Source organism: Gottfriedia acidiceleris (assembly GCF_036421055.1).
Classification (GTDB): domain Bacteria; phylum Bacillota; class Bacilli; order Bacillales; family Bacillaceae_G; genus Gottfriedia; species Gottfriedia acidiceleris_C.
Genome location: NZ_JAZGQS010000002.1, coordinates 428,723 through 446,550, shown reverse-complemented (window position 1 = coordinate 446,550; position 17,828 = coordinate 428,723). Strand labels below are relative to the sequence as shown.

Here is a 17,828-nt window from a genome sequence, read left to right as displayed (position 1 = left end):
AAAAAGCACATTAATTGAATGTGCTTTTTTTAAAATAATTATAGCAGGACTAAATATAAAACTATTTATTATTTATATCACTTATGATATTTTTGATACTTTCTCTTTAATTACATTCACAATATAACAATTATCACTTAATCCTGTGGTAAAATTCCAATTTACAAAAAAGTAAATAACTTCATTATTTATTAATGACTCAATTAAAAGGATTTTATTACAAATAGGAAAAGTTTCTGGGAAATCATAAGAAAAATATTTGCCGAGATTATCCCGACATTGAAATAGATTATATCTTTAATTTTTAATCCCAATAGAACAGAAAATAATAATGAAAAAATCATTGGTGTAATATATTTATAATCCTGTAAGGTAAAAAATAATTGATTATTAAATAGTAATAAAAGATATGTTATTAAAAATAAAATTTCATTAACTAAGAAAATAGTATTTAAAACTTTTTCCTGATTTTTTTTGTAATCTAAATTATATGATGTAAATCTGTCTAGAATAAAGTTAAACAAAATATTAATAAAAAGAATTAATATTAGCATGACAAATAATATAGCAAATATAGCTAGTATTATATTTGATTGTGACCACTGAATTTTATAAAAGCTCTTAATTTCTATAAATAATAGAAAAATGATCCCAAATAATAGAGAAAAATTCATAAAAAACATTGATTTTGAATTCATAATACTATTCTCTCAATATCATATATACTACTTAATAAATATTCTTTGTGATTTATTATAAACACAAAAGAGTCGACATTGAAAATTCTGTTTTTAACCAGTTCGCATGTAGGCATGTCTAAGTGCTCAAAAGGTTCATCCAAGAACAAAAATTCCCAAGGATAATCAGTAAATAAAGCTGAAATGATTATTTTTTGCTTAGTTCCTTTAGATAAGTCCTTGCAAGAAGTGTAACGGTTACTCTCTAGATTTAGTAGTTTTATTAATTCGTCAAGATTGATGAATGACTTTGGAATTTTCAGCATCTTATTAAGGTAAAAAAGTAGAAAATCTTCTAAAAGCATATAAGGTTCGTAAAACGGGGTTGATGGAACAAAAAGGGTTTTACTTTTATTGTAATTTAAGTAGCAATTCCCTTCATTGACCTTATTGATTCCCAATATAATATTTAATAGTGTAGTTTTTCCTGATCCGTTTTTACCTTGCAACCAGTATTTTTTATTATCTAAAAGGGTTAAACTAAAATCTTTAAAGATATAGTTTTCCTCATGATAGAAAAAATCAATATTTTTTAATTCAATCAAAAAAAACACCTCTCAGCAGCTTCAATTGTTGCAGATATAATTAAAAGTACAATAGAAAAAAAGATTAATTTAATATAATTGGTAAAATTCAACTCTTTTTCTATAAAAATATCTCTGAATAAAACCCATGACATATATACCCATATTGTCATAGCATATAATTCAAATAAAAAATGGGGAAAAAATAAAAAAAATGTATTTACAAAATTATATTGTAGTAAGTAGATTTTTAAGGATCCCACTGTAATATATAAGTCTAATAATAATTTACCAACTCCTAGTATTGGTATGATATAAAAGATAACAGCCAATAAATTGTTGGAAAATATTTCAAAAACATTTTTTGGTTTGCATGAAATATTCTTATATACTGAAGCAGGATTTATATTAGATGGCACATGGACTAAAATTAAAAATAGTATAAATAAACTAATTATACATAAAAAATATCTATTTAATATTTTAATAAAAATCACCCAATGTAAATTACGTTAAATGCAATAAAACCAAAAAACATTTCCATGAAAAAAAAGTAAAAGAAATAATTTTTTTGTCCTTTAAATGATTCAAACATTATGATTTTATATGTAAATAGTAATAAAAGATAAAAAGCGAAGGCATTTACTGCAATAAACGTTAAAATGTGTATATGATAAAATCCTTTATTTATTAAATAGAAAATAAGCAAAATATTCATGCCTATAAAAGAAAAAAAAGTATTCCTATATAAAATTGTTTTCTTATAAATGTTTATTAAAGGAACTCTTAAATATTTGAATTGCATAAATAGTTGTCTGTAGTTAGCATTTACGTTTATTAATTCCGAGTAAATAAATAGATTGGCACATAAATAAAACAATGGAATATTTATCACTGCGTATAAAGGTATACGTCCTAAACCAAACAAATTTAAAGAAACGGATATCAGAAACATACCAAATCCAAATAATAATAAAAATAGTTTTAAAACTTTCATAAAGTTCTTTTGATTATTATTCTTTTTATAGACAAGGTAAAGTATGTTTAATGTAATAAATAGTAATATAGATACAAGTGAGGTAAAAAAACTTGTTAAAGAAATATAAGAGAAAACATAGCTTAAAAAAACAAAAATTAGGACAATGATCATCCAAATAAATACCATAATTTTCTCTTTTAAATAAAAAAACAAAAATAAATATCGATCTCCGTAAAACATATAGAAATCATACTGTAAGGATGAAATAATATTCTTGTTCCCGCTAATCATTGTCACCAATGTAAACAAAAATAGTATATTAATATCCAATGATATAAAAAAGAAATTAAATCTATTAAATAGATACAATAGCTCAACTGGATAACAAATAATAAGAAAGATACATAAGAATAGAAAAACTATTCCTATGTATTTAACTAATAATTTATTTATTTCAGATTTTATTAACAAGCTATTAAAAATAGTTTTAATCTCTTCAATTTTTAACTTTAAAATAGCTTTTAACATAGCTCTATTTAGCTACTTTTACCAAGTAGTTGCATAGCCTTTCCCGTATTTTGAAATAATTTTTTTAGCGGTAATAACAAGTGCAGTTGAGATAACTCCATATCCAACAATAATTGCAACTAGGCTAATGATCGTTGTAATCGTACTAAATGTATTAATAATGGTTATAACTTTTCCAGCCACAGTAGTAGAGATACCTAAGTTAGCTGCAAGATATGGCAAAGAAATAGTTAAAGTTGAAAGCAATACAGCCATTCCTAATACATAAAAAATTGTTTTTTTATTAATCACTAAAGTCATAATAGTGCCTCCTTTATTAATTGGTAGAGTCTAATAACCCTGCTAGTTAAATTGATCCAGCTGTAAATGACTATGATATCAACTTCACCATTAACATGAGCAAGGTCGAAATACATTACAATTGCATCAGTTAGTTTACCTTGTTTGTCAAAGAGAATGCGTTGGGTTAGTGCTTTGCGGTGTATACCCCTTACCATATTTCCTTACAAAATCAGTTGAAAATTTTCTTAAATGTAGAATGACGTCATACCTTAAACTAAAATGGTTAATATACTTCTCAATTGTCTTTTCTATCTATTCCTCTGTAATTTTCAATCATGTTTTATTTCATATCTCATCTCCTAAATTTTTTAGTAAACGTTTACGGAAATAGACTAACATCTTAAAAGGTAAAATTTACTAAAGTTTATTGACATTTTTGTGAATTTTTTCACAATTATTTCTACGAATGTGTTTACTCCTATTTGAACCGCATGAAAATTTAACAACTATGATTCTATTAACATGTATTATTCCTCTATTTTTATTTATTCTTCACAAGAGTACGTTTAAAAGTAAAAATTTATAACGTTTTACTAATATTTTCACAGAAATTCCACTATATTCGTTACCAACGATTACTATAATTAAAAACATAATATATTACATAAAGAGGTGATCGATTTGATAATATAAGGTTTTCTTGTTTTGGCAGATTTTGATAGATTATACTAAAAGGAGTTATTTAAGATTATGGATGAGAATGTTTTTCTAAATGACGAAAAAGAATTTACTTTGAATAGAATACTATCTATTTCTTCAGGGTTACAGGGTGTTCTTATTATGTTAAATGCACGTTTTATGATAGAAAGTATTGTGAAGTTATTGATCACATGTTTATTTTTGTTAAGTTATTTAATTATTTTTATACTAATGCCTCGAACTAAACGAAATTACCTATCTTTTATTTTAAGTTTTTTATTTTTTGTATGTGTACTAATATTTGTTAATAAGTAAATAGCGGAGGTCAGCATTGAATAATTTGATGCTAACCTCCGCTATTTTAAATTGTTTCAGTCCAGTAAGATTTTATTAATTTAGTACGCGCTGAATCGCTGTATATATATATATTGTGTCTAAGAACTCTTGTTTTTCCAGAGTAATAGTATTGAACAACATCTTCTCCGTATCGATTAGGACCTGGGCCGTATGTTGAAATAATGTGTTGAGCAAAACCAGCAAATGTAGATGACATATACACCGGAACAAAAAGACCTGCTAATCCAGTAGCTATTGTACCAGCTAACTCTTTAGCGGTATGCTCTCCCCAACTAAATGATATACAACTCTTTAGGTTCCGCTGCCCCCTCAAAAAACCGAACCGACTCATCGACCAGATGTAAATGATTATCCTTACCATGTGCCACAAACAAAGGACACTCAATATCTGTCGCTACTTTTTCCGCATTCAAGCCAAATAAACGAATCTGTAAACTGATAATTTCCAATTTCCGCCCCACTTTTTGTTTTCTATTATTCTAAAAAGCAATTTCCTTGTCATCTTTAAAACGTTGGTTTTTGTATAAAAATAAGAAGTAATTATTGTAGCCTCGGAACTAAAAAAAGATCCAATTAGACAACCTTAATCTCAACTAAACTATTAATAATCTCCTATTTACTACTATTTAACAGTAGCGATCTATAAGGTTTTCCAATAAAATTAAAATATTGTTAGAAATCTTAATCTTACAACTATATCGGAGGAGTATTGTGTCAAATTATAAATCACAACTGAAACGCATTGTCGAGGGATTAAAGCATACAGATCCAGCAATTCGACATGATGCAATTTTTGAGTTAATCGAACTATCAGAAGTAGATGACCTACAATTTAATTTATTAACTTTAGAATGGTTAGCAAAAGAAGCTGCTTATCCATATCCAACTTCATTTAAGGCATGGGATGAACCTAGTTACCATATAATCAAATTTATCTCTGATTTTGAAGTACCTGAATTAACAGAGGCATTAATAAAATATTACCCTGAATATAGTAAGCATGCTAAAGAAGAAGTATTCAGATACATAACCTCTTTTGACGGAGAAGAGTATGAACTAGCAATCTTGGAGTTAATCGAACAAGATATTCAAAACAAGCAAGTTGTTTTACCATTAGATGTACTATACGACAACCCTGGCATCATTATTAAACTATTAGATAAACATACGCAATTATTTGAAGTAGGTGAATATAAAAATACCTTTTATCGATTGTTATCATTTTGTTTAGATAAAGGTTATCTAGACCGTTTCAAACCAAAATACATCGCGCCATTGTTATTAGTAGATTATCAAAAGCAAGTAGATGAATTTCTTCCTTATCAAAATGATTATGATATTAAGTTTGTATATGGCTCATGGAAAGAAACCTACTTACAAATCCGTTCAATTATGTCGATCTATCTTTCTTTAATGGAGTATTACTTTAATGATGAGATGACACCTTTTATACAAGAAGCAATGACATTTACTGACCCGTTTATTCGAACGAACGCAATTATTGCTGCTCTTCAACGGGACATTGTCGTACCTGAAGAACAACTGATGGCCTGTGCAAAAAATATTGAATCGACAGAATACTTTTACTGGGAAATACTTAGAATTCGTAAAGAACATTTATTCCCTATTAAAGAGAAAAAACAAGAATACTTCGCTAAAAGTCACTTGTTCCTTTATATCGTGCAAGAACATGATTTTGTCCCTGAAACAATCGAGTTAATTAAACAACTTGAGATTGAAAACTCATATAACCAACCAATCCGTTATTATTTAGCTTCTGTTTCATATGATGATCAAGTCATTCCAGCATGGGTAGGAGCTTATGCTCTTGAAGAAGATGATGACTCTGTTCATATGTGGGAAGGTACTTATTTAGAAGATGGACAGTTCAATGAAAAATCAATTGAAGAACATGTACAACTATTTATGGACAACAGAGCAAATGAAAAAGAAGAAGATGCTTCGACTGTATACTACGAAGGTAAACCTAAATTAAGTAAATGGTTCTACGCTTGGTACGTCCTACTAGCTTTTAGAGGATATAAAGCATTCTCCACAATGGACCCAGTATACATCACTTTAACATCTTTACTTGCCATTTTAATCGTGTCATATCATATCTATAAAACTAAACTATTAAAAAACAAAATCGAAATCGTTGGCAATGTTGTAAGGTATACCGTAAAAGATGCTCACACTCAAATTTTACTAGAAGACATAAAGAAGATCACAATTCAAAAGTCTAATATGAAAACAAGACTCCTTGACCGACGTTCTAAAGTTGTTGCTATTTACAACAAACAAAACAAAGTTGCACTAGAATTTCCATTGGAATGTGTATCTTATGATGAATTTTCGTATGTTGTAGATGAGTTGACGGATCATTTAAAGGAACAACCGCATATTCAACCACAATGATTTAAAAGAAAAGCTTGTGCCTATGATTACAAAGTAATTATAGGTACAGGCTTTTTTTTATCGTTTTTTTAATAATGTACTGTTTATGTATTAAGTGAACTTTATGTGTCCAGGTAGAATCTTGTAAAATTGGAAATAAGTTCATACTATACTTTAAATAGGGTAGTAAAGATTTCCTGTAACCTTACCGATTCTAAACATAATATAAAGGAGAAAATCATCATGGAGAGCAATTTTGATGAAAGTGTAGTAGAACTCCAAAAGGTATTGGACCCTCTTATTTCCGCTGCTAATTCTAATTATAAAACGGTTAAAAAGAAAAATGGATTTGAGCGAATGTGGATACCTTTATTCTTTATTTATCCATTTAAACAGTTAGTATCACTAATAACAATCGGTCAATATGGTATGAAAGTATCAAAATTACAAGTTAGCGTTGGGATATCAGGTCTTGTTGCAACGATTACCAAATTTCTCCCTATCCCTGAATCATGGTTTAAATGGGGCTATGAATTTTATCATCAACATTCATTTTTACAACTCTTTATGTATGGATTGATAGCTTGGTACTTTGTAACAGTATTATACACCTTTCTTCAGATGCCAAATTGGAAGAATGAAGATTTATTCCATATTGATGCCTACAGAGTTTTCAGACCGAATGAATACGCAATTGTACAGCCTTTTTTAGGTACAACCTTTTCAATAGAATCATTAAATAATTTCATGTTACGGAACAGTGGTGAACGTGCCATCCGTGAAATAAAGGATATGACTGTAGATGAGGTCAATAGATTACAAGATATAGTTGATGATATGAACTATACAATAGATTCATATGAGCAAAACATACTTTTCCTTAATAAGATTCTTATTCATTTAGATGAAAATATAGAATTTATCGCTAATGGTGCACTTGAATACCAATATCTCTATATAATGGAATCTCCATTTTGTGTATATAAAGTGAAAGATGAACATTTTAGTCTACTACATAAAGAATATCCTAGACGATCATTTAAAGAAGAATTTAACGGTAAAGACTCGGATATGGTAAATGAACCCTACGTAAAATGCTATTTTCAAAATGATGAACTTATTTTACAAACAGATGACTCATACTCATATAAGATTTATATTGAGAGTAAAGATGAGTATTGGATCATTACATTTTTCGTGAATCTTCAAGATGAAGTTACATTGCAAGAATTCTTAGAAAATAGTATACTTTTAGGACAAAGTGAGATATTACAAACAGCAGATATTCATAGGATCCTAAAGTCGCACTCTAAGATTATTAGCGAAAAACCATTGGTTACTTCAAAATAATAAGAGAGGTGAATTATATGTTAAAAGAAGAATCTAGAAGATTTAATGATAGAAATAGAAAAAGATATAGTAAAGTCCGAGCTTATGCAAATAGTTCAACGGGTGCTGTAACAGTAACTATTGGTGATCGAACTATTGTAGCAAAAGATAATTCACTAGAAAGTGTTATTGGCGAAGTTCGAAAACAACGTAACGATCGATTAGCACAAAGTAAAAATAAAACTGCAAGATTTATGGAAAAATTAAATAGTATAGGAAATAAATAGGAGCTAAAAATGCGGCTCCTATTTTAATATTCTTTAATTTTTTTTAAAAACTCGTTTGTTTTCTGTTTTGACAATTTCAACTTTCTCTCTCGCTCTTCTCTATTCTTCTCGATAATTTTCTTAATCGTTGGAAGTTCTTTCTTTTTCATTACACTACCTCCTCATAAAAAAATATTCACATTTTCATTTCGTATACCAATGAAGTTAAATATTTTTAGATTTAGTAAAAAAAGCGTGTATCCACGATTACCAAGTAATCAATGATACACGCTTTTTATTTTATAAATCAGTTTATTTGTGCTTCTGTTCTTTCTAGTGTCCATTTACCTTCTTTTAATAGATAATAAAAATCTACGCTACGTCTATCTTCTTTTTTAATTGGCATTATATAGATTTCTAGTCGCCTACCTTCTACAAGACCATTAACTTCAACATCATCCCAGCCATTCATTTTGCTAGTTTGATAAATCCAGACCATAGGGTAAACAAAGAACTAACAATCGAAGTTCAAAAATAAATATTGAGGTGAATAACCACCCAAAAACACATGATAAAGTTTCTGGTATGCCATAGCAAAGAGCTATTACCACGGTTAATAAAAATGGAGCATAGTACAATAATTTAATTTTCATAGTTAACCTCTGGCTTAAAGTGTTGTTATAAAAATGATTGTACCATTTTGAATTAAACTTTCATTCCTTCAATAGTAGGGTATTTTATGCAGTACTATTCTTTCGTATAGATAAAAAGAGCCAGTGATTCAGCTCTGTTCTACTGCTGTTTTTCATTGCCTAAAACAAAACAGGGAAATCAAAATTTGCTTAACTTAATCGTAACTCCATTTTTCTATTTTTTGTTGCCATTCCAATCGACTCATAAAAATGGATCGCATTTTGATTACTTTCTGAAACACCTAATTCAATACTATCAACGTTCAATTCTTTCGCAAAATCAAGAACAGATTGCATCAGTTTTCTTCCAATCCCCTTTTTCCTACTCGCATCATCAACACATAAACTATTAACAAGTAAGATCTTCCTCGCATTAACAAATGAGTTTTCAAGTATTTCTTCTTCCTTCAAAACTGCCATGCCTACTATTTCTGTAGCTATAGTTGCTACTAGGGTACATTGTTTTTCATCTTTTAGTTGGTTATTGAATTCCTCTTCATCTACTGGAGTTGCGTTCTCTTTGTAAAGGTCCGGTCTTTCAAAAACGTGTAAATTGTGAACTTGTCTAAATAATGGTAATAATGACTGGTAGTCTTTTTGATTGGCATTTCGGATGGAAATCTCCATGCATTTTCACCTCTTTGGTTGTTTTCACTTTGCATTAATTTTCATTCAGATCCGAAAATTAATTATCCTCAATGATATCCAATAGATTAGCTGCCAACTTTAGTCTAATCGGTTTGATAAAACTTTTCCCTGCTCCCCAACCAAAATCAAATATTCCTTCTCCATTACCTGAGGAAATGCACTTAACATATGTCACACCACTAAAGTTGTCAATTGTAACCGTCAATGTAGCTGTACTGTCGTTTCTAAAAAAGTATTTCTGAAAGACTAGGATTACAATTTCTTTCTCCTCAGCAACTTTATAATCTTGAAAAATCAAGTTAGACTTTAATTCCATATCATCTAAAATAAGTTGAGATACTTGAACTGGCTTTATATTTACAGTGAATTCTAAGTAATGTTTCATTTCTTACCTTATCCTCCTTTTAATATGATATATAAGAATACGTCTAAATTAATTTACATTAATTCTATCAATTATTTCATTTAATTTTCTAAAGGAAATTATCCTATTTTAATTGAACAAACGTTATTTATCGTATTAAAAATGGGGTAATTCAAACTTTATTATTAAGAAATTGGAGATACTGTCCAATAAAAAAAAGCCGCTATTTTCGCAGCTTTTTTTATTATTGAACTTGAGGTAGTAGACAGATACACTTAATCTTTTTAGTTTAAGACATAAAAGCGATGGAGAATCTATTTTGCTTGTTAGACCGAAATGATACCGCCCGGTGGGACTGGAATGGATGGTCCGTTTTTTTTAATTTCTGCATCAACAAACAATGCATGGGGGAAAGTCGCACCTGCATTGTTAAAAGCTAAATCCGGGCCAGAGCCAAATATTCTTCCAGCTATTACCTCCACACTAAGTTTGTTTTTCTTCTCTTTCCGGTCAATATCGCCCCAAAATGTAAAACGCCATGTTCCGAAAGCTGGAGGTGAAGATGGACCAGTGACAACGATGAGGAGCGTATGCTGAGGGAGAATATTTACTGTCCAGTTACCAAATGCTGGGGACGAAATTTCTGGGTTTTGAACGCCGGGAGGTACCCCAGGAGCGGAAAATTCTACAACGAAATTAGCTTTAAGCGTTTTCGAACTTGGATTTTTAAAATAGATGTTAATCATATCATTGCTATCTGGCGCCTGGTTATCAACGGGCACATGAAATACACCAGTTGTAATTGCCTTCACTATTTTATCACATCCCATCCTTCATTCTCACCACACTCTTCGGATGAACTTACTTCTAAGAAAATTTCTTCAAAGTTGTTAGTCAATTAATTTCTTCCTTTCTATTAATAATATTAGATTAGTGACATCCCTAAATAATATGTAAAAAGAGAAAAACTGCTTGTACACAAATCTATGGAAACTACCTTTTTTTATTTCCAAATTAACTATTTAATGTGCTCTAATAAAATAGTGCTACTATTCTGCTCTGCTTAAGGAAATGAAATGTTAAATCCTGTATAGAACTGGTAGAGTTTGCCCCAAACTAAAATAAAAATCAAATTAATTAATGGGGTAATAAGTTGGAAAGATTTTTTCAATTTCATTCAAAACTAGTTCCGTTTCACCTTTTTTCATTAAATCACTTAATAACAATCGGAATCATATTAATTCTCAGTGTTTTTCTATTTGTCTTTAGAAAACAAATTCAGGACTCAGGTAATAAACGGCTTTTTCGTTTTTCTTTAGCATTTCTCTTATTGGCTACTGAGATTTTTTTTCATATATGGCTTGTGTATGAGAATGCTTGGTCGCTTAAAACGGGTTTGCCACTTGAACTTAGTGATATTACTGTCATTCTGGGAATTATCATGCTTCTTACAAATAGCTATAGAGTGTTTCAATTCATGTATTTTGCTGGTTTAGCCAGTTCCATTCAAGCCATCTTGACACCTGATCTTGGTCATTATTCATTTCCGCATTTTCGATATTTTGAGTTTTTTGTTTCGCACGGTGGAGTCGTGCTTGCTTGTTTGATTATGGTGGTGGCCAGCAAATATCGACCGACCATACCATCCATGTGGGTGACCATTCTCATTGTTAACCTTTATGCAGCTTGCGTGTTTTTCATTAATAAGGCTTTAAATACTAACTTCATGTACCTCATGAAGAAACCCGTAAATACTTCACTATTAGATTATTTAGGGCCTTGGCCATGGTATCTTCTCTCGGCAGAATTGGTAATGATTGTGAGCTTTTACATTTTGTATAGTCCGTTTTGGTTAAAAAGGAAAATGGAAAGAAATCGATAATTAGTGTTAGTGCTGTCAAAGATAAAGCAGATATGGCTACGGAATTTGAATAATAATAAGAGTGAGTCATATCTGCACGTTAATGGGGGCATTGGCTACTAAAGATCCTCCCCCCACCTATTATTTTACCTACGATAACGCTTCCTTTCTAAAGGGCTTAATATTTTTGCAGTGGATGGACGAGAAACTGAAGGTAAAAGCGACTGATCATAAAAATCTTCATCAAACATATCATTCCAAGGCTGAATTCCAAAATATGCTTCTGCAAGATCATCAAGTACACCACTTGTATGACTAATTGAACCAATTTCCGAATCCCCTATATATTATTTATAGTGTCTTATGTAACTAGACTAGGATTTAATGCAATAAATAACGAGACATTAAACAAAAAAAGCCAATTCCTTGACTTATAAAGGATTGGTTTTTAGTCTTGTTTATATTTTAAAATCTTTTTCGATTTATAAACCTCAACTTCCATCTTCAATGATATCGAATAGTCTTTGAGACCATTATGATCAATACTCCATTCTACAATACGCTCCGTTAATCGATCATTTAAATCTGTCTAAAGTGATTCTCGTAATCAAGAAGATCGATTTGTTAAATGTATATGTAAAATATTACCAATCTTAATAATAGGTTATAGCATAAACAAGCTTATCCTATTAAACATATAAATAAAATATGATCGTCCTGATAGGGAGATCTTTTAATTCATATTTTAATAAAAGGGGGAAAAAAATATGTCATTCAATCTTGCAACTTTTCTGGTTGTAGTAGTGCTATTGGTTGCATTGCTTTTAGCTTCATTACTAGGCGTTGACCAAGCACCAATTTTAGCTGCTATCTGTGCAACACTTGGATGCAGTTAATCAAATGTCCGTAAAAAAAGGACAAGCCCTTTAAATGAGGGTAAAACACCTAGAAGATTTTTATAAATTTTAATAATCTTCTAGGTTATTTTTAGGAAATAAATTCTTTCAAATTTATATAAAGGTGGGCTTTTTATTGAATAATAAGAAATCGAGTGAGCAAAATCTCACTGAAACAAGTGATATTAATAATTTAAATAGAGAAAGTATTATGAAACTAGCAAATAATCTTAAGGCGAATGAAACTACTATAGATATGAGTTCAATTATGAGGATGGCACAAAATCTTTTTAAAGATGATTCGCTAATGAAATCTGTACAAGATCTTGGAAAAGGCATTCAATCTGATTCAATTACATTTCCAAAAACCGCTCCAAAAAAAGAAGAGATTGAATTACCACAAACTAGTGAGGTATTAGAAAAAATATACAATGAGCTTGACCAAATAAAATCTGAACTGGCTGAGATTAATAAAAATAATAAGGATTTAGCTAATTTAGTTACAAATTTCCAAAGAAATGAAAAAAATAATAAGAAAAAATGGATTTTCTAAAAAGCCTTTCTCAAACTTTAAAAGAAACCCCTAGTGTTCAGTTGTTTTGAAAACTAGGGGCTCATTTATTTTTGCTTTCTTAACAACGTTTGGTAATAAAAGTTACCATAATACCTTTAAATCTACTGTTTACCTTCTTCAAGAATGAATTTAATATCGTTTTGATAATGTTCAAGATGTCCTTTTTCTATCATCTTTTGAAATGTATTGTCACCTTCACTAGCTTTTCTTGTCGTTGTTTTGCATAATCCTTCTAAACGTAACGTAACTATTTCTAAAAAATCTTCTTTCATTTCTTCCCCATAATTTTCAACAAACAATCTAATTCGCTGTTTTAGATTAGCATGTTGTGATGAATCTTAATTTACTTTCTCGCCTGTTTTAGAAAGTGTAAATATATCCAAAAAAAATCGACTGATCAGCCGATTTTAGTTACGATTTTAAAATATTATACGTAAGGCCAATTGCACCAGAATTAAATGTTTTATTTTCGACTAGTGAAAGGTTGCGTTTATATTCCGAGGCCTTAAATAAAGGTAAACCACTTCCTATAATAACTGGTGAAATAGTCATTTTAATGACATCAACTAAATCAAGTTCCATTAGAGCATGTCCAAACCTTGGGCTACCTAAAATAATAATATCTTTACCTGGTTGTTTTTTTATGTTTTTAATTTCTTCCTCAATATTTTCTTTTACTAATTTTGTATTATTCCATTCTGCTTTTTCTAGTGTCGTAGAAAATACAATCTTTGATGTCTCTTCAATCCATTTAGCATGTTCAATTTCATATTCTGACGCTTCAGGGTTAGAAGGAACTGATGTCCAATAATTTTCCATCATTTGATAGGTTCCTCTTCCCCATAACACGGTGTCTACAGTACTTAAAATTTCTCTAGCATGCTTTTCTAATTCCTCATTGTAAGATACCCATCCAATATCCATTGCACCCTTTGGTCCTTCTACAAAACCATCTAAAGAAGAATGTAAAAATAAAATAACATTTCTCATAAAATCCTCCTATGTACTAAGTTATAGTTGTTTCCTAAACAAAGAATTACTAATTGTTTGAACAAAATTGTTGATCATGTTCTTCCTAACTCACCCGAATAGATTTATTTGATTTTCTCCGCCAACTCTAAAATAATTCCTTCTGGGCCACGAACGTAGCATAACTTATAACTTTCTTCATATTGCTGTATTTCACTAAATATTTCCGTACCCTTTTCTTTCAATTTTGCAATAATAGCTTCAATATCTTCAACAGCAAAGCAAATATGTCGGATACCTAGTGAATTTGCAAGAGGTTGCTCTACATCCTTATCATCTGACGGTGTATAAAATTTGACTAGCTCGATCCATGCCTCACCATCAGGCATCCCCATTCCTACACATGCCGTTTTAACATTATTAAGCCCAACTATTCTGTCCAACTGTTCTCCATCCAATTCCCATTCCGCTTTCACTTCAAGTCCAAGGTCTATAAAAAACGCTTTAGCCTCTGAAAGATCGTTTACATTTATACTCACATGATCTATTCTATTGATCTTCATATCTCATACCTCCTAGGCTCTTGTTATTATCAATACATGTGTTGGTGTAAGGTTTGTTTGAAATTACAATTCGCTTAAAACAGAAAATATCCTTCTTCAACAAACCTGGGGCCTTTAGCTCAATAAAAAACGACTTTTCCGCTGATCTTGTTGTTCATCTAAAGAATCGTGCGTTAGTTGTACAAGGTGTATTATTTTAAACTATTCTTTTGTTCTAATTCACCAAATAAAGCAGCTGGTTCTATTTCCAAACCAATTAACTGTGCATTCCAGTTTACACCTACTAATAAACCATCTTCATTCATACCGTAAAGCCAGCTGATGCGTTAGTTCAATAAGAATATTCCATACAGATTTATTGTAGTTCAGGAAAAAAGTGATAATTTGTTATTTTATTTCATTAAGTAGGGTCTTTATAAGCATTAATAAGCTACACACTATAACAACGATTATTGATACATTATTCCACTTAAAATATCCATTTAGTAATCCTTTTTCCTTTCTTGTTAATGGAGAATCATCCATACCTTCTGATATGTTTTTATCTAACTCGTTTTCAAATTTCCTCATTAATATACTCGATCTTACTTCTACTCCAATAAATGTGATCACACAAATTATTATTAAACTATATATAAATATCAAAATATCCCCTCAACATTACTCATTAATAAACGTATATTTTAATTACACTCATATAAATAATAACATTAAGCAACTAAGCTGCCATTTACTTAATAAAAAAGAACAGCCTTTGGCTGCTCTTGATCATCAACTAATGCACCCGTTTATTGAATAAGCCGTTTAGTTTCTACCCCATTTATTTTCAAAAATGAGATGTTCTAACGAACGTCTTTTTTCCCAATTAGCTAATTCTAAAATTGGCTTTTCTGGATAGTGTTTAGTGTAACCGATAGATATAAGAGCAATAGGGTCAATATGTGGTGGTATTTCTAAAATATCTCGAATATCATTTTTTTTATAAAAACTTACCCACCCCATCGCAAGTCCTTCAGCACAAGATGCTAACCACATATTTTGAATAGCACAGGCTGTTGATAATATATCTGTTTCAGGAATTGAATTTCGCCCTAATACATGTGAACCTCCCCTTGTTGGGTCACATGTTATACAAATAGTTACAGGCGCTTCTTTTAAACCCTCAACTTTTAAATCAAGGAATTTCATTTCTTTTTCGCCTTCATAATGAACAGCTAATGCTCGTCTTTCTTTTTCTGCCGCCCAGGCTAATTTTTCTTTCATTTCGTCAGAGGAAACGATAATAAAGTTCCAAGGTTGCATAAAACCTACTGAAGGTGCATGATGAGCTGCATTTAATATTTTATGTAACTTGTTTTCTGGGATAGGAGTTGACAAAAAACTTCGAATATCTCTCCTATAATAAATAGCTTTATAAATTGCATCTCTTTCTTCATTAGAAAACATTAAATTTCTCTCCCTATCAAATAATGAAGAACTTTACTCGTTCTTCCTCTTGCATGAAACTATTCTACATTTATTATGGATTTAAAAAAACATTTGAAGCATTTCCTTCTATCTTGTTAAAGTGGAACTAAACTGCACGTTTGTTCAATAAGTAAGTTCAACAAATAGAGTGTTAATTCTCTCTTTGACAACGCTCCCGTTGGGTTAACGTGCATTTTTTAGCTTTTTATGACTTTACGATTATTTAGAGATTGAACTGGACGATGATCATCGGGGAAAATCTTTCGAAATGCTTCAATTTGTTCTTTTGACATTTCAATCGGCATTTCAAAAATGGTCCATTTTACCTCTTCTGTACAAGGAGGGGTCGTTAATGAACCCTCATAATGAAATGCAGTTTGATCTTCAGGAAGCAAAGCCTTTAAATCAACTGACTCATTCAAGGGAATATCTTTATCTGTTTCTTCTTTCGGTAGAATATCCCAGACCGCTGCCAGATTTTTATTTTCTTCACCTTCCTGAATCATCACTCCAAGGACAGCAATCTTTCCATTTGAATCTTTATGTACAAGGTGAAGCTCCATTACATAGTTTTTGCCGTTGAATTGATGCTCACTTGGGGTATGGAAATGAAATTGTGCAAGCTTGTACTCCTTCCCCTCAATGAGTATGCTGTTACTACCACCCGCAGCATTTGCCTGTACAGTATGACCATTGTTCATGAGTGAAAATAACGTCGGTTCATAATTAATTTGAACGTCTTCTGCAGCTTGTCCATTCTTAACTTGCGAAAATTCAATGTTAATCGGCGATTGTTCACTACCATTTACACAGGCTGAATTAGCAGGATCTAATTCCCCCCAGTGCTCGGGGCCTGTTTCCCCTTCATAGGACCAATGGGAAGTATTTATTTTAGTTACTTCTGTTCCTTCATTCTTTTCATTTGCCTGTTCTTCTTTTAGTTTGGGAGTTTGTGCATTTTGTGATGTACAAGCTCCTAATACAGAACTTAACATCACAGCTAAAATTGGATAAACGAGTATCTTCTTCATGTCAGTGTCTTTCCCCATTTCCTGTTTTTATAATTAAGATAATAAATATCTAATATAATACATATAACTAACCTCTTTATGTATAACGCTTACATTTGAATTTTGGGTGTATTATACTCTCTCAAATTTTTTGTGTTGATTTTTGAATTTCTTTTCATATCTTATTAAGCTAACCTGTCATTTAGCTGCATAAACAAACGATCCTTCGTTATTGAAGAATCGCATGAGTTAGTTGAATTAATCATGTAACTTTCTATTCATAAAAAGGTAGGTCATGGTTAATAAGACTAACATTACCGTTATAAGTACAGTTTCCTCATAAGGATAGTCAATAAAACTATTAATAATTATTAACAAGCTTATTGGTAGAAAAAAGCCAAAACCAGTTACTGTACCTAACATGGATTTGTTTTTAATCATTTTTTCATTAAAACCTGCTAACAACCAAGTTTGTTTTTTCACAGCTACTAAGTAAGACACTATTAAAAGCACTATTCCAATAACTAATAAACTGTAATCCAATATTAACACCTCCGGAGGACATACCAACCCCTAATTGGGATTTATTCCCAGTTATATAACTTAATATATTCTACAAAAAATAAATGAACCCTTTTTATCCGTTAATAACGCTCAAAAATAGAGCCACAAAAAATGTGGCTACT

21 protein-coding genes and 1 pseudogene are annotated in these 17,828 nt (G+C 30.5%); 6 read left to right on the top strand and 16 right to left on the bottom strand.

Translation table 11 applies throughout. The annotated features are described in order from the left end of the window. Positions 1–694 precede the first annotated feature (694 nt). From RAH41_RS04865 to RAH41_RS04850, 4 genes are all read right to left on the bottom strand, one after another. Positions 695–1,282, bottom strand: a complete 588-nt coding sequence (locus RAH41_RS04865; protein WP_331221043.1) for an ATP-binding cassette domain-containing protein — start codon at positions 1,280–1,282, stop codon at positions 695–697. 1,504 nt (positions 1,283–2,786) lie between these two features. Beyond that, on the bottom strand, positions 2,787–3,068 hold the full coding sequence (locus tag RAH41_RS04860) for an uberolysin/carnocyclin family circular bacteriocin (protein WP_331221042.1): 282 nt from the start codon (positions 3,066–3,068) through the stop codon (positions 2,787–2,789). Positions 3,069–4,110: 1,042 nt separating this feature from the next. After that, entirely contained in the window at positions 4,111–4,419 is a 309-nt protein-coding gene (locus RAH41_RS04855; RefSeq protein ID WP_331221041.1) for a hypothetical protein, read from the bottom strand. Next, on the bottom strand, positions 4,379–4,555 hold the full coding sequence (locus tag RAH41_RS04850) for a hypothetical protein (RefSeq protein WP_331221040.1): 177 nt from the start codon (positions 4,553–4,555) through the stop codon (positions 4,379–4,381). Before RAH41_RS04850 ends, RAH41_RS04855 begins: the two co-directional genes overlap by 41 nt. 262 nt (positions 4,556–4,817) lie before the next feature. On the opposite strand from RAH41_RS04850, the gene RAH41_RS04845 reads away from it, so the two are divergent. From RAH41_RS04845 to RAH41_RS04835, 3 genes are all read left to right on the top strand, one after another. Continuing rightward, entirely contained in the window at positions 4,818–6,524 is a 1,707-nt protein-coding gene (locus RAH41_RS04845) for a hypothetical protein (protein ID WP_331221039.1), read from the top strand. Between the two features lie 222 nt (positions 6,525–6,746). Next, positions 6,747–7,853 (top strand): hypothetical protein, encoded by a 1,107-nt coding sequence (locus RAH41_RS04840; protein ID WP_331221038.1) that lies wholly within the window; start codon positions 6,747–6,749, stop codon positions 7,851–7,853. A gap of 17 nt (positions 7,854–7,870) precedes the next feature. Then, a complete protein-coding gene (locus RAH41_RS04835) occupies positions 7,871–8,119 on the top strand; it encodes a hypothetical protein (RefSeq protein WP_331221037.1) in 249 nt (82 codons plus the stop codon). A gap of 23 nt (positions 8,120–8,142) precedes the next feature. On the opposite strand, the gene RAH41_RS04830 is transcribed toward RAH41_RS04835, so the two are convergent. From RAH41_RS04830 to RAH41_RS04810, 5 genes are all read right to left on the bottom strand, one after another. After that, positions 8,143–8,268 carry a hypothetical protein gene (locus tag RAH41_RS04830; protein ID WP_268875889.1) on the bottom strand — a complete coding sequence of 42 codons (126 nt, stop codon included), beginning with the start codon at positions 8,266–8,268 and terminating at the stop codon, positions 8,143–8,145. Between the two features lie 137 nt (positions 8,269–8,405). After that, positions 8,406–8,570: a hypothetical protein gene (locus tag RAH41_RS04825; RefSeq protein WP_331221036.1), complete on the bottom strand. Its 165-nt coding sequence runs from the start codon at positions 8,568–8,570 to the stop codon at positions 8,406–8,408. 370 nt (positions 8,571–8,940) lie between these two features. Next, positions 8,941–9,417, bottom strand: coding sequence for a GNAT family N-acetyltransferase (locus tag RAH41_RS04820; RefSeq protein ID WP_331221035.1), 477 nt, complete (start codon positions 9,415–9,417; stop codon positions 8,941–8,943). Positions 9,418–9,475: 58 nt separating this feature from the next. Continuing rightward, complete coding sequence (locus RAH41_RS04815; RefSeq protein WP_331221034.1) at positions 9,476–9,823, bottom strand: DUF6054 family protein; 348 nt, start codon at positions 9,821–9,823, stop codon at positions 9,476–9,478. A 305-nt stretch (positions 9,824–10,128) separates the two neighbouring features. Further along, positions 10,129–10,632, bottom strand: coding sequence for a hypothetical protein (locus RAH41_RS04810; RefSeq protein ID WP_331221033.1), 504 nt, complete (start codon positions 10,630–10,632; stop codon positions 10,129–10,131). 323 nt (positions 10,633–10,955) lie between these two features. Between RAH41_RS04810 and RAH41_RS04805 the strand changes: the two genes are divergently transcribed. The 3 genes from RAH41_RS04805 (at position 10,956) to RAH41_RS04795 (ending at position 13,112) form a co-directional block, all read left to right on the top strand. Beyond that, entirely contained in the window at positions 10,956–11,684 is a 729-nt protein-coding gene (locus RAH41_RS04805; protein ID WP_331221032.1) for a TIGR02206 family membrane protein, read from the top strand. 746 nt (positions 11,685–12,430) lie between these two features. Further along, the gene (locus tag RAH41_RS04800) at positions 12,431–12,559 is read left to right on the top strand and encodes a hypothetical protein (RefSeq protein ID WP_331221031.1); all 129 of its coding nucleotides are present in this window, start codon (positions 12,431–12,433) and stop codon (positions 12,557–12,559) included. A 136-nt stretch (positions 12,560–12,695) separates the two neighbouring features. Further along, positions 12,696–13,112: a hypothetical protein gene (locus RAH41_RS04795; RefSeq protein WP_331221030.1), complete on the top strand. Its 417-nt coding sequence runs from the start codon at positions 12,696–12,698 to the stop codon at positions 13,110–13,112. A 122-nt stretch (positions 13,113–13,234) separates the two neighbouring features. On the opposite strand, the pseudogene RAH41_RS04790 reads toward RAH41_RS04795, so the two are convergent. From RAH41_RS04790 to RAH41_RS04760, 7 genes and pseudogenes are all read right to left on the bottom strand, one after another. Further along, positions 13,235–13,471 (bottom strand): annotated as a pseudogene (locus RAH41_RS04790) (aminoglycoside phosphotransferase); the annotation flags it as partial. Positions 13,472–13,544: 73 nt separating this feature from the next. Continuing rightward, positions 13,545–14,123 carry a dihydrofolate reductase family protein gene (locus RAH41_RS04785; protein WP_331221029.1) on the bottom strand — a complete coding sequence of 193 codons (579 nt, stop codon included), beginning with the start codon at positions 14,121–14,123 and terminating at the stop codon, positions 13,545–13,547. A gap of 104 nt (positions 14,124–14,227) precedes the next feature. After that, entirely contained in the window at positions 14,228–14,665 is a 438-nt protein-coding gene (locus tag RAH41_RS04780) for a VOC family protein (protein ID WP_331221028.1), read from the bottom strand. A 191-nt stretch (positions 14,666–14,856) separates the two neighbouring features. After that, positions 14,857–14,988, bottom strand: coding sequence for a DUF2750 domain-containing protein (locus RAH41_RS04775; RefSeq protein ID WP_331221051.1), 132 nt, complete (start codon positions 14,986–14,988; stop codon positions 14,857–14,859). A gap of 481 nt (positions 14,989–15,469) precedes the next feature. Further along, a complete protein-coding gene (gene bluB, locus RAH41_RS04770) occupies positions 15,470–16,111 on the bottom strand; it encodes a 5,6-dimethylbenzimidazole synthase (RefSeq protein WP_331221027.1) in 642 nt (213 codons plus the stop codon). Positions 16,112–16,329: 218 nt separating this feature from the next. Beyond that, positions 16,330–17,163, bottom strand: coding sequence for a carbonic anhydrase (locus RAH41_RS04765; protein ID WP_331221026.1), 834 nt, complete (start codon positions 17,161–17,163; stop codon positions 16,330–16,332). Positions 17,164–17,400: 237 nt separating this feature from the next. Beyond that, positions 17,401–17,694: a DUF3784 domain-containing protein gene (locus tag RAH41_RS04760; protein ID WP_331221025.1), complete on the bottom strand. Its 294-nt coding sequence runs from the start codon at positions 17,692–17,694 to the stop codon at positions 17,401–17,403. Positions 17,695–17,828 lie beyond the last annotated feature (134 nt).

What these genes read in the sequence shown, in the direction of transcription:
- RAH41_RS04830 (WP_268875889.1), bottom strand. Translation starts at nt 8,268, where the DNA reads ATGAAAAAGAAAGAACTTCCAACGATTAAGAAAATTATCGAGAAGAAT.
- RAH41_RS04815 (WP_331221034.1), bottom strand. Translation starts at nt 9,823, where the DNA reads ATGAAACATTACTTAGAATTCACTGTAAATATAAAGCCAGTTCAAGTA.
- RAH41_RS04810 (WP_331221033.1), bottom strand. Translation starts at nt 10,632, where the DNA reads ATGGGATGTGATAAAATAGTGAAGGCAATTACAACTGGTGTATTTCAT.
- RAH41_RS04825 (WP_331221036.1), bottom strand. Translation starts at nt 8,570, where the DNA reads ATGAATGGCTGGGATGATGTTGAAGTTAATGGTCTTGTAGAAGGTAGG.
- RAH41_RS04800 (WP_331221031.1), top strand. Translation starts at nt 12,431, where the DNA reads ATGTCATTCAATCTTGCAACTTTTCTGGTTGTAGTAGTGCTATTGGTT.
- RAH41_RS04785 (WP_331221029.1), bottom strand. Translation starts at nt 14,123, where the DNA reads ATGAGAAATGTTATTTTATTTTTACATTCTTCTTTAGATGGTTTTGTA.
- RAH41_RS04765 (WP_331221026.1), bottom strand. Translation starts at nt 17,163, where the DNA reads ATGAAGAAGATACTCGTTTATCCAATTTTAGCTGTGATGTTAAGTTCT.
- RAH41_RS04780 (WP_331221028.1), bottom strand. Translation starts at nt 14,665, where the DNA reads ATGAAGATCAATAGAATAGATCATGTGAGTATAAATGTAAACGATCTT.
- RAH41_RS04835 (WP_331221037.1), top strand. Translation starts at nt 7,871, where the DNA reads ATGTTAAAAGAAGAATCTAGAAGATTTAATGATAGAAATAGAAAAAGA.
- RAH41_RS04820 (WP_331221035.1), bottom strand. Translation starts at nt 9,417, where the DNA reads ATGGAGATTTCCATCCGAAATGCCAATCAAAAAGACTACCAGTCATTA.
- RAH41_RS04860 (WP_331221042.1), bottom strand. Translation starts at nt 3,068, where the DNA reads ATGACTTTAGTGATTAATAAAAAAACAATTTTTTATGTATTAGGAATG.
- bluB (WP_331221027.1), bottom strand. Translation starts at nt 16,111, where the DNA reads ATGTTTTCTAATGAAGAAAGAGATGCAATTTATAAAGCTATTTATTAT.
- RAH41_RS04840 (WP_331221038.1), top strand. Translation starts at nt 6,747, where the DNA reads ATGGAGAGCAATTTTGATGAAAGTGTAGTAGAACTCCAAAAGGTATTG.